The organism is Anaerococcus sp. HMSC068A02 (assembly GCF_001811125.1).
GTDB lineage: Bacteria > Bacillota > Clostridia > Tissierellales > Peptoniphilaceae > Anaerococcus > Anaerococcus vaginalis_C.
Map to the genome: position 1 here is coordinate 1 of NZ_KV803756.1, position 15,576 is coordinate 15,576.

The window sequence follows — 15,576 nt, forward strand, 5'->3', positions numbered from 1 at the left end:
GTAGCAGTTTGCTTTGAACCATCTGCAAAAATCAAGTTCACTTTTATTGTTTCTTCTTTTGGTTTTTCTTTTCCTGCTTCTACTTCTTTGTTTATTTTATTTACTATTTCTTCTACTTCTGCTTTTGTTAAAGCATTGTCAAGCATTTCTAATGCTTTTTTCATTATTGCTTCATCATCAGTTGGTGCTAATTTATTAAGTTTTGCATCAATTATTGCATCTAATAATTCTTTAGCATCTTCTATTACCTTATTTACTGCTTTTTCGTCTTTAGCTTTGTCTATTAATGATTTGAAATGATTTTTTTGTACTTGACTTAAATCTAATTTATCGATTTCTTCTTTTGCTTGTTCTTTAATTTCTTTTAATTCTTTTTCTGGATCTGATTTTTTATCTTCTACTTCTTTGTTTATTTTATTAACTACTTCTTCAACTTCTGCTTTTGTCATAGCATTATCAAGCATTTCTGATGCTTTTTTCATTATTGCTTCATCATCAGTTGGTGCTAATTTATTAAGTTTTGCATCAATTATTGCATCTAATAATTCTTGTGCATCTTCTTTTACTTTATTTACTGCCTTTTTATCTTTTGCTTCATCTACTAATGATTTAAATTTATCTTTTTGTACTTTACTTAAATCTAATTTATCGATTTCTTCTTTTGTTTGTGTTTTTAAATTTTCTAATTCTTCATCTTTTTTGAATCCTTCAGGATCTACTACTGATTTTTTAACTTTATCAACTTGTGCTTTATCAACAGCTTTGTTGAATGAGTTTAAAATTTCGTTTATATCTTGACCTTCTTTTAGATCTGGTAAGCTTAATTTTACTTCACTTATATAACTAGCTAAGTCTTGTGCTTCTATTTGATATTGTTTTGCTTCTTCTTTTGTAGCTGCATTGTCTACTTTTTGTGTAAAATGAGCTTTTTGAAAATCACTTAAATCTGCAGCGTTAATATTAGCCTTTGCTGATTCTTTAGCTTTTTGTAATTCTTCAGCGTCATTTTTATTATTAGTTAGAGTTACAGGTGCTAATTTTTTAACTTTTGCAATATTTGCAGGTTTAATTTCTTCTTTTTTATCATCTTTTTTTTCTAATATTTTTCCAATATCTTCTTTATCAGCTTTGTTTCCTGTAGCTTCTTTAGTATCATCTTTTTTCAACTCAGCTTGTACATCTTTTTTAATTTGATTGTCAGCTTCATTTTTTATTTCTAACTTACTTGTTTCCAAAGCAGCTTCTTCTGCTTTTGTTAAATTAGGTGCTATAACACCTACTGATAGTGCTAGAGCGATGACTGAACCCATCACTAATTTTTTATTATTTTTCATATTACACTCCTTAATATTATTTGTATGTCACCATTATATATATATATATAAAGTCAAGTAAAAATATTTAAAGTATAAGAATTTTATTAATAAATAAAATAATTAGATATTTTGAATTTAAAAATTTTAAAATTTTAAAAAATTTGCAAAAAAATAAGCAAATAGTTTTCTATTTGCTTACTTATTTTATATTCCTCTGCTAGCTCCGCCGCCACCAGATGAGCCTCCTCCACCGGAGAAACCTCCTCCAGAAAATCCTCCAGAGCTTCCGGAAAATCCTCCAAAAGATCCTCCTGAAAATCCTCCGAAGCCACCGCCGAAGCCTCCATATCCTCCGTTTCTAAAGCCTCCTCGCCTTCCAAAAAATCTTGAGAATATCATAAAAATTATAAATATTATTATTAATGTTCTTAAATCTATTTCGTCGTCTTTATCTTCTCTTAGCCTATTAGCATATTCGTCATAATCGCCAGTCAATTCTACTTGGTATTCTTCTGCAATTTGTGAAACAATTGCATTGAATCCTTCTGTAATTCCTTTGGAAAAATCTCCATCTCTCATATAATCTAGCATATATTCATCGATTATTCTTCCAACCTTACCATCGTTTAATCTTCCCTCTATTCCATAGCCTGTTATAATTGAAATATCTTTTTTATCTTGGCCTTTTCTTTGGGAAATTAAAATCAAAACTCCATTATTTTTTTCTTTATCTCCAATTTTCCATTTATTTAAAAGATCTGTTCCAACTTGCATTGGCTGATCCTCTACATCTTTTAGGGAAACATAAATTACTTGAGCTCCTGTTTTTTGTTCAAGTTCTTTGTTTACTTTTGTAAGATGGTCTTTGGTTTCTTGGTTTATTAAATTGAGTTCGTCATAGTAATAAGTATTTGGCGATTGTGGCAAATCATCTGCAAAAGATTTTTGAGGTAGAAAAAGAAGAATAAAGGCAAATAAAATAGTTACTATTATATTCTTTCTTTTTCTCATAGTCTACCTAGCTACCGAAATTTACCTGTGGAACATCTTGGGCTGATGCGTCAGCTTCAAAATATTCTGCCTTATCAAATCCCATCATTTTTGCAAAAATACTTGTAGGAAATGATTTGACTTTTGTATTGTATGATTTTACTTCTGAGTTATAATTTTTTCTTTCTACTGAAATTCTATTTTCTGTTCCAGCAAGCTCATCCATTAGTTGGGTAAATTGCTTGTCAGCCTTTAAATCTGGATAGGCCTCAGCAACTACATTGATACTTCTTATAGCTTGGGACATTTGTTCATTTGCTTCAGCCAATTCTTTTGGGCCTTTTGCGTTTTGGATTCCTGATCTTGCGTTGGTAACTTCTGTTAATGTATCTTTTTCGTGTTTTGAATATCCTTTAACTGTGCTTACAAGATTTGGAATCAAGTCTGCTCTTCTTTGAACAACATTTTGAACTTGTGCATAGGATTCGTCAAGTTGTTCTTTTTGTTTTACAAGTCCGTTATATGAAGGTATTAAAACAATTATAGCAAGAGCAATCACTGCAATTATTGCTATAACTATTCCACCTACTCCTTTTCTTTTTTTATTAAGTTGCATTTAATCCTCCTAAATTTTATTTCTATTCTAATTATACCCATCTAGAAGAATTACTTTTTCATTTTTTAAAGATTTTTGTATATCAATTGTTCTTTGATTTGATGAACCTTTAAATTTTAATCTTAAATCTTTTAATTCCTCAACAAATAGTCCATCCACCAAAACATCGCACATTGATAAAAGTTTTTTTGCATTTTCAATATTTACTAAAATTTCATACAAAAATCCCGAAAAAATCCAAATCGACTTGTCTGATTCTTCCCTAATTTTTTTTACTATTTCAATCAAATCTTCTGTCGATTCGAAAGGCTCTCCTCCCAAAATGGTAAGACCTTCTATTTCATCTTCTTTTAAATATGAAATAATTTCTTGAGTTTGTTCATCTGTCCACAAATTTCCAAAATTTGGGTTCATATATTCTTTATTAAAACAATTTTTGCAATTTGCATGACAGCCTGTGACAAAAAATGAAGTCCTAATCCCAGGCCCATTTGCCACATCATATTTTCTAATTTGCCCGTATCTCATAAATCCTCCATAAAAAAAGTCTACTACCGTAGACTTTTTATTATATATGCAAAACTCTTGCTTTTATTTCTTTGGTTCTTCCTTCATTCCAGAAATTTTCTCCCAAATATCCGCAAGTTCTTCTTACGACAGTTAGTTTTGCTCTGTCTTTATTGCCACATTGTGGACAATACCATTCGTTGTCATCATTTAAAAGCATTTCTCCATCATAGCTACATTCTGCACAATAGTCAGATTTTGTATTAAATTCTGCGTATTGGATATGGTTATAAATATATTCAACGATTGTTCCAAGAGCTTTTAAATTGTTTGCCATATTTGGAATTTCTACATAGGAAATACATCCTCCTGATGATAGGTCTTGAAATTCTGATTCAAAATCAAATTTTTCAAAAGCTGATATATTTTCTCTTACATCAACATGGAAAGAATTTGTATAATAACCCTTGTCGGTTACATCTTTAATATCGCCAAATCTTTTTCTATCGATTGAGGCAAACCTATTTGTAAGATTTTCTGCTGGTGTTCCATAAACTGCAAATTGAAGTCCTGTTTCTTTTATCCATTCTTGTTTTTTTTCATTTAATAAATTCATTATTTTTAAAGCAAATTTTTTGCCTTCTTTGCTTGTATGACTTACACCTTTTACAAGTTTGCTTGCTTCATAAATTCCAATATATCCAATTGTAACTGTTGCGTAAGCATTTTTTAAAAGTGGTTCTATTCTTTGATGAGGTTTAAGTCTTGCTATTGCTCCGTGTTGGAAATGAATTGGAGATGAATCGCTTGTTACATTTTTTAAATGTTCATATCTTAAAATTCCAACTCTTTTTACAAGATCCATTCTCTTATTTAAAATTTCAAAGAATTTTTCTTCATCATTTTTTGCAAGAATTCCAATTTGTGGGAGATTGATTGTGCAAACTCCAATATTAAATCTGCCGTCAAATTTATAATTTCCATTTTCATCCTTGTATGGTGGCAAAAATGCCCTGCATCCCATTGGAGAAAATACATTTCCTTCGTAATTTTCTCTCATTTTTTTGGCTGAAATATAATCAGGATACATTCTTTTTGCTGTACATTTTATAGATAATTCTGTTAAGTAGTAATATTTGCTTTCTTTTTTTATATTATTTTCATCCAAAACATAGATTAATTTTGGGAAAGCTGGTGTTACATAAACTCCAGCTTCGTTTTTTATTCCTTGTAATCTTTGTTTTAAAATTTCTTCAATTATTCTTACGGTTTGGTCCAAGTATGGATCATTTTCATCTGTGTGCATAAACAAAGTCACAAAAGGTGCTTGGCCGTTTGATGTCATAAGGGTATTAATTTGGTATTGGATTGTTTGAATACCAGATTCCAAATCTCTTTGAGTTAATTTTTTAGCCATTGCCTTTATCTCATCTTCATTTGATAAAATTTCTTTTGCTAACTTATAATTTTTATTGTAGGAAACTTCCAAATATTTTGAAAGACATGAAATATTTATTGATTGACCGCCGTATTGGTTTGAGGCGATTTGGGCAATAATTTGAGTCATAACATTACAAGCTACTTGAAAAGATTTGGGCGTTTCAATTGTCTTTCCATTTATAACTGTTCCGTTATCTAACATATCTTTCATATTTACCAAACAACAATTAAAAATTGGTTGAATCAAATAATCAAGATCGTGGATATGGATTGCTCCATCTTCGTGAGCCTCTACAAGGTCTGCGTCAATTAATTTTCTTTTTGCCAAATCTTTTGACACTTCTCCTGCTATCAAATCTCTTTGAGTTGATGCAATCAATGGATTTTTATTGGAATTTTCATCCATTACATCAATATTTGTTCTTTCAAGTAGACCTATTATATCATCATCTGTTGTGTTTGCTTCTCTTTTATAAGCATGGACTGACCTATAAGCTTCGTATGATTTTGCTGTTGCAGGATTTTTTTTATCGATTAATTTATAATAAACTTGATCTTCGATTTGATAAATTGAAATTTCTCTTTTATTTTCTGCTCTTTTTTCAATTTCATCTGCTATTTGTTCTGCTTGATTTTTTATATATACACCATTTGGAGAATTCATAGCTTTTTCTATAGCTATTTTTATTTTTTCTTTGTCAAAATCCACCTTTTGACCATTTCTTTTAACAACTTTAACCATTTTGCACTCCTTTTTTAATACTCTTATAGTATACCATATATAGATATATTAAAACAAGAGCCACAACATCTTGTGTGTTTTAGGTTTTTTTACCTGCATATTTTTTAAAATTTATTGGGCTTTTAAATACTTCGTTGAATAAATATAATTGAAAATTTTATTTAAAAAAAATATTTTTTCTGGTAATTTAAACAAAATAAAAAGAGAAAATCTCAAAAAGAAATTTTCTCTTTTTATATTTATTCTTAATTTTTAACTTGATATTCTAATTCATTATTTTTATCTAAATCTATTATGACATGATCGCCTTCCATAATATTTCCTTCGATAATTTTTCTTCCTAGATTTGTTTCAATATTTGCTTGCAAGAATCTTTTAATTGGTCTTGCACCATATTCAACGTCGTAGGATTTATCTAAAATATATTCGTGAGCCTTCTTGCTAAGTTCAATTGTAATTTCACGACTTTCAAGTCTTTTTGAAATATCTGCAATTTGTAGATCAATAATTTTATATATTTGATCTGATGTTAATGGTTTAAACATAACAATATCATCAATTCTGTTTAAAAATTCTGGTTTAAAAGAATTTCTTAAAGATGAATCGACAAGTTTTCTGTTTTCTTCATCAATACTTCCATCTTCTTTTAGTACATCTATCAAATAAGTTGAACCAATGTTTGATGTCATAATTATAATTGTATTTTTAAAATTAACAGTTCTTCCTTGACTATCTGTAAGTCTTCCGTCATCCAAAACTTGTAATAAAATATTAAAAACATCAGGATGAGCTTTTTCAATTTCATCAAATAAAATTACTGAATAAGGATTGCGTCTTACAGCTTCTGTCAATTGTCCACCTTCTTCGTAACCAACATAACCTGGAGCTGCACCGATTAATCTTGATACAGAATATTTTTCCATATATTCTGACATATCAATTCTAATCATATTTTTTTCGCTATCAAACATGGCTTCTGCAAGTGATTTTGCAAGCTCAGTTTTACCAACTCCTGTTGGTCCAAGGAAAATAAATGAACCTATTGGTTTATTTATATCTTTTAGTCCAGATCTTGCCCTTATTATTGCATCTGATACACTATCAACTGCTTCATCTTGTCCAATAACTCTTTCGTGCAACTTGTCAGAAAGTCCCAAAATCTTACTTCTTTCACTTTCTACAAGTTTATTTACAGGAATATTTGTCCAATTTGAAACTACATCAGCAATGTCTTCATCAGTAACTTCTTCTTTTATAGAAGAATTATCTTTTTGGTCTTTTTCTTTTTCCTTTAATTTATTTTCAAGTTCTGTAAGTTTTCCATATTTTAGCTCAGATAATTTTTCAAAATCGTAATTTCTTTCAGCTTTTTCGATTTCAACTTTTACCTTGTCAATTTCTTCTTTTATATCTTTTACAGAATTTATTGAATCTTTTTGGCTTTTCCATTTATTAAAATCAGCCTTGTATCTTTCATTAGCATCTGCCAATTCTTTTTCCAATGTTTCTAATCTTTTCTTACTCTTTTCGTCATCTTCTTTTTTAAGGGCTGCAATTTCTATTTGAACTTGTAAAATCCTTCTTTTTTCCTCATCCAAATATTCTGGCATTGTATCAATTTCAGTTCTTACAGTTGCACAAGCCTCATCCATCAAATCTATTGCCTTATCTGGCAAAAATCTATCAGTTATATATCTATTTGAAAGCTCTGCCGCCGCAATTACTGCTTGATCTTGAATTCTTATTCCATGATAAATTTCATATTTATCCTTGATTCCTCTTAGAATTGAAATAGTATCTTCTACACTTGGCTCATCTACCAAAACTTTTTGGAATCTTCTTTCAAGGGCTCCATCTTTTTCAATATTTTCTCTATATTCATTTAAAGTTGTTGCACCAATTACTTTAATTTCTCCACGCGCAAGCATTGGTTTCATTATATTTGAAGCGTCCATTGAACCTTCTGTTTTACCAGCCCCAACAATTGTATGAAGCTCGTCGATAAACATAATTATTTGTCCATCAGATTTTTTTACTTCATCAATGACTGACTTCAATCTTTCTTCAAATTGTCCCCTGTATTTTGCTCCTGCAACTAAGCTTGCCATATCAAGGGCGAATATTGTTCTTCCTTGAAGTGGTTCTGGCACATCTTTATTTACAATTCTTTGAGCAAGACCTTCGACAATTGCAGTTTTACCAACACCTGGTTTACCAATTAAAACAGGATTATTTTTCTTTCTTCTTGAAAGAATTCTTTGGCAATTTCTAATTTCACTATCACGTCCAATAACTGGATCGATTTTTCCTTCTCTTGCTTCTTTTGTCAAATTTCTACCATATTTTTCCAAAGGATTGTTTGTTTCTTCTGGATTATCGTTAGTAATTTTTTGACCTTTTCTGACCTTTTCAAGCTCATTTGAGAAATTTTTAGCGCTTAAACCAATCTCCTTAAAATAATCACTTAATTCGGTATTTTCATTTAAAATAGTTAAGAAAATGTGTTCTGTTGAGATAAAAGAATCTCCCATTTTCTTTGCACAATCTTCACTTTTTAATAAAACTCTTTGAAAAATTGTATTTGGATAAATATTTGCAGAACCTGATTGGCTTGGCAAATTTTCCATTTTTTCTTCCATCTTGTTAAGTACTTTTTTGTACAAGCCCATATTAGCTAAAACTTGGCTTACGAAAGAATCTGAATCTTCTATCAAGGCGTAAGCTAGGTGGATGATGCCAACTTCTGGGTTGGCATTTTTGATTGCTAATTGACTTGCTTCATTAATAGCTTCTGTTGATTTTTGAGTAAATTTGTTAAAATCCATAATCCTATCCCCCTAATTTATTTCCTTTAATTTTTTATATAGGTCAATTTGATCTTCACTTAAATTTTTTGGATTGTCGATAAGAATTTCTATATAAAGATCTCCAATTTTTCCTTTTAAATCCTTATATCCCTTACCTTTAATCCTAATTTTGTTTCCAGCTTCAATTTTTTCTGGAATATTTATTTTAAATTTTCCATTTGGAGTGTCGACAGTAATTTTTTCGCCAAAATAGGCATCCCAAGGAGAAATTCTTTCCTTTTTAATAATATCAAGCCCATCAAGCCTGTAAGTTGAATCTTCCTCAATTTCTACTGTCACATAAATATCAGCATTCAAATTATATTTTGAACCATCAATTTTTAATTTTTTGCCACTTGTCATTCCGCTTGGAACATTTATATTTATTTCTTTAATAGAATTTGTTTCTTTATCTTTAATTTTAAGCGTTCTAGATACGCCACTCATTGCTTCATCTAGTGATATATTAACCTTGGCTTTAATTTTTGATTTTTTATTTTTGGTAAAACCATTTTTAAAGCTTGAACCGAATCCTCCAAAATTTGTTGAAGAAGTTCTTGAAGATGATCTTCCTCCACCAAACAAAGTTTCAAAAAAATCTGAAAATCCAGAGGATCCTCCTGTACTACTTGTGTAGGTATAAGATCCATTTCCAGCTCCAAAATTTGAAAAAATATCTGAAAAACCATACTGAGATGGGTCAAAATTTTGACCTTGACTAAAGTTTCCACTTTGTCCAAACATATCGTATTGTTTTCTCTTATTTTCATCAGATAAAACTTCGTAAGCTTCATTTATTTTTGCAAATTTTTTGCTGGCTTCTTTATCATCAGGATGAAGGTCAGGGTGGTATTTTTTTGCAAGCTTTCTATAAGCCTTTTTAATTTCATCAGCATTCGCTTTTTTATCTACACCTAATATTTCATAATAATCTTGATATTTCATAAAACCTCCATCAATTTCTGACCATCTTTGACCTTAATCTTACTATACTAAGTTTTGATTTGATTTCAAGAATAATAAAAAGTATTTTTTTTATAACGATTAAATTTTTGAAAAATATTTTTGTCAATAAAAAAATCTTTAAAAAAAGAGATAGAATTTTCATCCTATCTCCAAAATTTTTTGTTATTTTTAAATAATTATTTATTTATTTTTTGTTTTTTTCCTATTACAAAAAGTCCTAAACTTGAAATAAGTATTAATATTATACTTACAAATGCAATTGAATTAACTCCTGTTTTTGGAGAATTTTTTGCTTTTGTTTTTGAATTATTGTTTGCACTAATTTTTATTTCATTCTTTTTCCATTGAGCTACAAAAGTGTGATCTTTTTCTACTTTATATTTATCTCCTGGTTTGTAGTTTGAACCTTTCCAATACAAAAATGTATAACCTTTTTTGCTAGGTGCTTGTGGAAGTGTGATATAAGCGCCTTTTTTAATTTTCATAATTTTTGCTTTTGTATCGCCATTCCAATTTCCTCCATTAGGATCTATTGTAATTGTAAATTCTTCAGTTACAACAGGAGGTATTTTTGCAATCCATTTAGCATAAACCGATGTATCTTTTTCAATTTTTATTTGACTAAATTTATTAATAAGTCCTTCGTCTAAATACCACATACCTTATTTGAATTCAAATTTGTTGTATGTAATTTAGAATGAGTTTTTATATTGTCAAAATTATTGAAAGCTATTTAATATTTTTAAATCTAAACTAATTTCATCTAAAGATTTAATTATTATGTTTTTTATTATCCATTCATCATCTTTATTTTTTCTTTGTGCATAATAACCACACGCCATATCTTTTAAAATGCCTATTGACTTATCTATTTCGTACATTTCTTTTAAAGATATTATTTTAGAATCTTCTATTTCGTGTTCTTTTCCACATAAAAATTGCCACATTCCATCATCAGCGTCATGACTTACATATAAAATAGGATTTTCTTTATCTATTATATGAGAACAAGTAATTACTGCCGTATTTGGATTATCGTAAAATGGAAATTTTTCATCTAATGCTTTGGCTTTTTTATTAAATTTTAACTTATCAAATAATACCATTTTTAATATCTCCATTTTTTATTAATACAAAAATTTCTACAAAATAACTTTACAAACTTAATTATAATCTAATAATCAAAAATTATAACAACTCCATGTTCAAGCGAAAATTCTGCTGCTTGCCACAAAATGGAAAAGGCAAATTTTGCTAAAGATTCAGTATTATAAATTTTCTTTTCACAAACTTTTTCTATTCCTTTTTCTTTGCTATAAATTTTATCAACAGGATAGCCTTCTGTTTTGCCCCATGAAATTATAGTATCCCTATCAGCCTTCCATTCAAAAGAATTATATACATTCAATTCATCAAGAAGCAAACGGCTTGTTGCTAAAACACTTTTTTCTGAATTTGGCAAATAATAATCAAACATTATGTCCCTATCAATAGGTAGCCACCAACCATTTCCATCAAATAAGGATAGGCGAAAATCCTTTGTTTGAAGAAATTCTAATACAATAGGATCTTTATAAATATCAATATTTTTTTCCATTGTTTTTGGCAAGTCTTTGTGAGTATATTTTGAAGCAATATAAAGTAATAATGCGTTTAAAGCATCCCAATCTGGTTTGTCTGTATAATAGGGAGTAGTATCGTAATCCTCATTCCATATCGATTTAGAATTTATTTCTAAACCTTTTTCAATAGCTTTTTTCCATTCAAGAACAATTTCTTTAGTTTCTTCTAAAGAAAGCTCTTCGTCATCTTCTCCATTTTCATCTTGAACTCTTATAGTTTCATATTTCAATCCATTATCTTCAGCAAATTGTTGAATAACAGTTTTCCAATTATTCATATAATAGCGAATTAAAGTACCAGCATATACATCAAGTCCCATTGTAAATACTTCCTTTCGAATATATTTTTTATTTACAGCTTTTCTATCAGTTTCCTATCTAAAATATAGGTTATTCTTCTATTTACTCATCCACAGATTCATATAATTTATCTATTTTTTCATTAATTAAAGCCTTATCCATAGAATTATCAGAAAAATAAAATAATTCTGTTTCTCCAATTTGATTTTTTTCAAGATAACATTGAAGGACACCTAGAGCTGGCAATGTGTAATAATTGACAACTCCTGTTGAAAACTCTTGATTGTCTGGATATATAAATTTTGGAGTCTTTGCTATATTTAAAACTTCAATAATCATTTGACTTATCTTATCTGTTGTTATTTTGTTATTCTCATCATAAATAATTTCTATAGCCATAACGCTTTCATCATATATAAATTTTTGACCGTATTTATCTTCTATAATTTGTTTTGCTTTATCAAAAAAATCTTCTTTTTTCAAAATCGTAGCAAGGTATTCATCTCTGCAGGCAAAGTGATATATATTATCATATATCAAATCCCTAACCTTAAACTTTATACCATTTTCATCTTCAAATATTCCCTCATTTTTTTGTCTATCAAATGATTTAACAGCTTTAAAATTATGTTCTGGATAAGCTTTATTCAAACACATAAGAATTCTTTGGTCAGTATCTTTTCCTGACAAAGGATTATCTTCATCTCTTTTTAGACCACAGCCACTAAATAGAGATATTAATATAACAGTTACCAATCCTAGTATAATTTTTTTCATATTTTATCCTTATTTTTTATCGTTAATCCAAAATTTCAAAATATTATTTTTGTAAAATCATTATTGGTTTAAAATCAATTTTCCTTTAGTCATTTCTTTTTAAAATAGATACAGAGTTTATAGCTATAGACAATATAACTAGAACCCATAATGCTTTGCTCATTGTAGGCATAATGTCCATAAGAGATGCCCAGTCTTCTTTGATTACACGACTAGCTCCATCAAAATATAATGCGCATACTGTTAAAGCTGTTAAAGACAAACTCAAAAATCTATATCCTTGTGCATTTTTATTTTTTATTGTTGCCATAACATTTAATAGTGCAAATATTATGGCACTTATTCCAAAAATTAACCACATAACTTTCTCCTTAATTTTCTATTTTTTTCTTCTCATTAGAATATTTACACCCACACTTTATACTAAAAAGCATAGAGCCAATTATCCGTACATACTCATTTTTTCTTGTTTTTTGCAAATTTTTAGATATTTTTAAACCTATTAGTAAGTTTTATAAGCTACTTTTTTATATATTTATCTGTCCTTCTGTTTAAATTAGTTGTAGCCACGTTCTTATCTCTTTTGATTCATTATATTATTAAATTTGTGCATAGTAAATAGAATGTCATTATATCAGTATGAAAATAAGGCTTTGCTTTTAATTAATTTTTTCTAAAACTTTGTTAAATTCATTAACTGAAGGCAATTTTCTAATATTTTTATTTAAAGCCCAAAAGATAGCTACTAAAAATATAATGAAAGATCCAATAAATATAGCCTTTGAACTTGATAAATATTCTCCTAAAAATCCACCAAATAAGCCTCCTAATGGTGCCATAAAAGTAGATATTCCAACCATAGCCCCCATAGCAGAACCTATTTTTTCACTTGGAACTATTATTTGAACCATAGTTTGAGCATAAACATTTACGACTCCTACAACAAACCAACCAAGCCCATACAAAACTACTCCTATTTTTATATTATTTTGAAAATTAGAAAAAAGAATCCAAGCTAAAGCTACAATCATCATTCCATAAATATATAATTTTCCTAAAGATATTTCTTTTAGTTTTGGAAATCCTGCAAATAATGACCCAAGTAAAAGTCCTGCTCCCATTCCTGCAAGCATAAGACTATAAAATATTTCATTTTTTGCAAAAGCTGGTAAAACTGCATTTATTGATGTAGCTGAAAAGTTAATAAAAACTATTCCAAAAACTAGGGCAAAAATTCTTGAATCTTTAAACAAATCAAGCCCATCTTTAAGAGATTTGAAGTGATTTTTTATTAGATTTTCTTTTGATTTTTCTTCTCTTTTTTGGGAATAGCTAAGTTTTTTTGATAAAAAACAAAATAAAATCCCAGTCAAAATAAAACTTATGGAATCAGCAAAAAAAGCTGTCATAAAACCACACATTGAAATTATAAAACCTGCAAGAGTATCAAAAATTGCATTTGATCCTTGATAAGCCATAGTCATCAAAGAATTTCCTGTAACAAGTTCTTTTTCAGATAAAATTTTTGGAAGTAGAGATATTTGACCTGGATAAACAAGTTGATTAATCAAAGAAATTATTGGCATTATTATCATAATATGATAGACGCTCAATTTTCCAAATTTATACAAAAATGGAATAATTAAAATTAAAACTGCTTGAAAAAATTGAGATAAAATCAAAAATTTTTTCATATTAATTTTATCCAAAATTGGACTTAATAATAATTGAACTATTGCTGTTGAAGAGGTAAGAAAAAGAGTAAGGCCCGAATAAATTGTAGATCCACTCATTTTATAAATTAGAAGAGTCGATGCAATAGCATAAAGGCTATCTCCAAAATTTGTTATTAGTCGTCCCAAGAGCAGGACATAAAAATCTTTATTTTTAATCATTTTTAACATTCTCCTTATATTTAACGTTTTGATTTATTTGACAGTTGTATATTTTTTTACCAGTAAGGATTAACTTACTGGTTTTAGGATAATTTATAAATTTGTACCTGAAAACTTTCTTGGGTATCTTCATCTTCACTATATTTTTTTATTAAATCATTTAAGTCTTTTTCAAATGCTTCATAAGATTTGCCAGAAATTTTAAAAGAAAATACCTTCTCTTCTAAATTTTTATTAAATATTTCGCTATTAGGAATAAAAGCCTTGGCCACTGGCAAAAAATATTTTTGAGTGATTCCATTTATAAGTTCCGTATCAACTACTTCTATAATTTTATTTTGTTCTAAAATTTTTAAATGATAGTGAATTTTAGACCTACTTACGCCAAGGGCATCTGATAAATCTTGGGCATTTTTTGGACTTGTTCCCAAAGTCATAATTATTTTAAGCCTTAAAGGATCGCTTACAATATTAATTTCTTCTAATGAATTTAAAACATGAACTTCTTTCAAAATACACCTCCATAACTTATTTTCTTAATTGTAACTTAAATTTACTAGACAGTCAAATATTTTTTAACGTTAAATTTTATCATCAAAAAACAACCCTTAGATTTATAAAACCTAAGAGTTGTTTTCAAATTCCTGTTAAATTGTTTAATAATTTATTAGTAGATAAATGTTTAATTATTGAAAATTAATATCTTATAACAAAAATTTCTCATTCACTTTACATAATCATTTGAATAAATATATTATTTTAAAATTTTATTAATATATAATTTAACATTGATTTATAAACTTAGTCCTCTAAAAAATAATATATCTATTTATCTAAATTAATTAATACCTACTAAAGTATTTTTTCTGCAAGTAAAATTGTTCCGCCTAATCTTTCTACTTCTTTGATAAGATTAAATCCATTCTTTTTCCAAAAAGCTTTTGACTGAGGATTTCCTTTGTCAATGCCTAGGCGAACTTTTATTTTTCCTATTTTTTTAACATAATCTAAAACACTTCCAATAATTTCAGATCCGATACCTTGACCTTGATATAAAATATTTACCATAAAAAAGCCAATAAAACAGGTTTCTTCGTCTGGATAGCCATTTAAAATATCTAAAACAGCAACTAAAAGTTCATCTTTGAAAAATCCTAAATAATATTTATTATTTTCATTTACTCCTTCAGGTTTTAAGTAAAGGTCGCTTAGGATTTGTTCCCTACTTATCTCTGCCTGGCAGTAACGATAATATAACTTATTGCCTTGGCATAATCTGTATATGGTTTCAATATCATTTTCTGTAAGTTTTTCAACATTATAAGTTTTACTCATATTTTTTATAGTTAACATTTTATCACCTTGAATTCTTCCTTTTTAAATGTCAATTATCTTCTCGTCAATTCCACAACACTTTCCACATGGCTTGAGCGGTCAGTATGGATAATGTTTAATATTTTTCAAAACCCTCGTATGTGGGAACATATCAATTACTACTCATCTTATGATTTATTATATCATTCTTAGGCACAGAAAAAACAGCCCATAAAAGAGCTGTT

Annotated in this window: 15 protein-coding genes; all 15 read right to left on the bottom strand. The window is 28.3% G+C overall.

Translation table 11 applies throughout. From position 1 onward, the window contains the following. A partial coding sequence (locus HMPREF2782_RS04500) for a GA module-containing protein (RefSeq protein WP_148130025.1) occupies window positions 1–1,334 on the bottom strand: 1,334 nt, incomplete at its 3' end. A 186-nt stretch (window positions 1,335–1,520) separates the two neighbouring features. Then, window positions 1,521–2,327 carry a TPM domain-containing protein gene (locus HMPREF2782_RS04505; protein WP_070641175.1) on the bottom strand — a complete coding sequence of 269 codons (807 nt, stop codon included), beginning with the start codon at window positions 2,325–2,327 and terminating at the stop codon, window positions 1,521–1,523. 7 nt (window positions 2,328–2,334) lie between these two features. Beyond that, window positions 2,335–2,922 (bottom strand): LemA family protein, encoded by a 588-nt coding sequence (locus HMPREF2782_RS04510; protein WP_070641177.1) that lies wholly within the window; start codon window positions 2,920–2,922, stop codon window positions 2,335–2,337. Window positions 2,923–2,949: 27 nt separating this feature from the next. After that, a complete protein-coding gene (gene nrdG, locus HMPREF2782_RS04515) occupies window positions 2,950–3,450 on the bottom strand; it encodes an anaerobic ribonucleoside-triphosphate reductase activating protein (protein WP_070641179.1) in 501 nt (166 codons plus the stop codon). A gap of 40 nt (window positions 3,451–3,490) precedes the next feature. Further along, a complete protein-coding gene (nrdD, locus tag HMPREF2782_RS04520) occupies window positions 3,491–5,611 on the bottom strand; it encodes an anaerobic ribonucleoside-triphosphate reductase (RefSeq protein ID WP_070641180.1) in 2,121 nt (706 codons plus the stop codon). 245 nt (window positions 5,612–5,856) lie between these two features. Further along, entirely contained in the window at window positions 5,857–8,436 is a 2,580-nt protein-coding gene (gene clpB / locus HMPREF2782_RS04525) for an ATP-dependent chaperone ClpB (protein WP_070641182.1), read from the bottom strand. A gap of 12 nt (window positions 8,437–8,448) precedes the next feature. After that, complete coding sequence (locus HMPREF2782_RS04530; protein ID WP_070641184.1) at window positions 8,449–9,402, bottom strand: DnaJ C-terminal domain-containing protein; 954 nt, start codon at window positions 9,400–9,402, stop codon at window positions 8,449–8,451. 197 nt (window positions 9,403–9,599) lie between these two features. Further along, entirely contained in the window at window positions 9,600–10,082 is a 483-nt protein-coding gene (locus HMPREF2782_RS04535) for an InlB B-repeat-containing protein (protein ID WP_070641186.1), read from the bottom strand. A 60-nt stretch (window positions 10,083–10,142) separates the two neighbouring features. Next, complete coding sequence (locus tag HMPREF2782_RS04540; protein WP_083304895.1) at window positions 10,143–10,529, bottom strand: hypothetical protein; 387 nt, start codon at window positions 10,527–10,529, stop codon at window positions 10,143–10,145. A gap of 68 nt (window positions 10,530–10,597) precedes the next feature. Continuing rightward, entirely contained in the window at window positions 10,598–11,365 is a 768-nt protein-coding gene (locus HMPREF2782_RS04545; RefSeq protein ID WP_070641190.1) for a hypothetical protein, read from the bottom strand. 82 nt (window positions 11,366–11,447) lie between these two features. Beyond that, complete coding sequence (locus tag HMPREF2782_RS04550) at window positions 11,448–12,122, bottom strand: LptM family lipoprotein (RefSeq protein WP_070641192.1); 675 nt, start codon at window positions 12,120–12,122, stop codon at window positions 11,448–11,450. Window positions 12,123–12,207: 85 nt separating this feature from the next. Then, window positions 12,208–12,483 carry a hypothetical protein gene (locus tag HMPREF2782_RS04555; protein WP_070641194.1) on the bottom strand — a complete coding sequence of 92 codons (276 nt, stop codon included), beginning with the start codon at window positions 12,481–12,483 and terminating at the stop codon, window positions 12,208–12,210. A 298-nt stretch (window positions 12,484–12,781) separates the two neighbouring features. After that, window positions 12,782–14,026, bottom strand: coding sequence for an MFS transporter (locus tag HMPREF2782_RS04560; RefSeq protein WP_070641196.1), 1,245 nt, complete (start codon window positions 14,024–14,026; stop codon window positions 12,782–12,784). Between the two features lie 74 nt (window positions 14,027–14,100). Then, window positions 14,101–14,529, bottom strand: coding sequence for an ArsR/SmtB family transcription factor (locus HMPREF2782_RS04565; protein WP_070641198.1), 429 nt, complete (start codon window positions 14,527–14,529; stop codon window positions 14,101–14,103). 340 nt (window positions 14,530–14,869) lie between these two features. Further along, window positions 14,870–15,370, bottom strand: a complete 501-nt coding sequence (locus HMPREF2782_RS04570; protein ID WP_070641202.1) for a GNAT family N-acetyltransferase — start codon at window positions 15,368–15,370, stop codon at window positions 14,870–14,872. Window positions 15,371–15,576 lie beyond the last annotated feature (206 nt).

Excerpts from the sequence above, each read along its gene's own strand:
- HMPREF2782_RS04505 (WP_070641175.1), bottom strand. The coding sequence starts at position 2,327 with ATGAGAAAAAGAAAGAATATAATAGTAACTATTTTATTTGCCTTTATT.
- HMPREF2782_RS04510 (WP_070641177.1), bottom strand. The coding sequence starts at position 2,922 with ATGCAACTTAATAAAAAAAGAAAAGGAGTAGGTGGAATAGTTATAGCA.
- nrdG (WP_070641179.1), bottom strand. The coding sequence starts at position 3,450 with ATGAGATACGGGCAAATTAGAAAATATGATGTGGCAAATGGGCCTGGG.
- nrdD (WP_070641180.1), bottom strand. The coding sequence starts at position 5,611 with ATGGTTAAAGTTGTTAAAAGAAATGGTCAAAAGGTGGATTTTGACAAA.
- clpB (WP_070641182.1), bottom strand. The coding sequence starts at position 8,436 with ATGGATTTTAACAAATTTACTCAAAAATCAACAGAAGCTATTAATGAA.
- HMPREF2782_RS04530 (WP_070641184.1), bottom strand. The coding sequence starts at position 9,402 with ATGAAATATCAAGATTATTATGAAATATTAGGTGTAGATAAAAAAGCG.
- HMPREF2782_RS04535 (WP_070641186.1), bottom strand. The coding sequence starts at position 10,082 with ATGTGGTATTTAGACGAAGGACTTATTAATAAATTTAGTCAAATAAAA.
- HMPREF2782_RS04540 (WP_083304895.1), bottom strand. The coding sequence starts at position 10,529 with ATGGTATTATTTGATAAGTTAAAATTTAATAAAAAAGCCAAAGCATTA.
- HMPREF2782_RS04545 (WP_070641190.1), bottom strand. The coding sequence starts at position 11,365 with ATGGGACTTGATGTATATGCTGGTACTTTAATTCGCTATTATATGAAT.
- HMPREF2782_RS04550 (WP_070641192.1), bottom strand. The coding sequence starts at position 12,122 with ATGAAAAAAATTATACTAGGATTGGTAACTGTTATATTAATATCTCTA.
- HMPREF2782_RS04555 (WP_070641194.1), bottom strand. The coding sequence starts at position 12,483 with ATGTGGTTAATTTTTGGAATAAGTGCCATAATATTTGCACTATTAAAT.
- HMPREF2782_RS04560 (WP_070641196.1), bottom strand. The coding sequence starts at position 14,026 with ATGTTAAAAATGATTAAAAATAAAGATTTTTATGTCCTGCTCTTGGGA.
- HMPREF2782_RS04570 (WP_070641202.1), bottom strand. The coding sequence starts at position 15,370 with ATGTTAACTATAAAAAATATGAGTAAAACTTATAATGTTGAAAAACTT.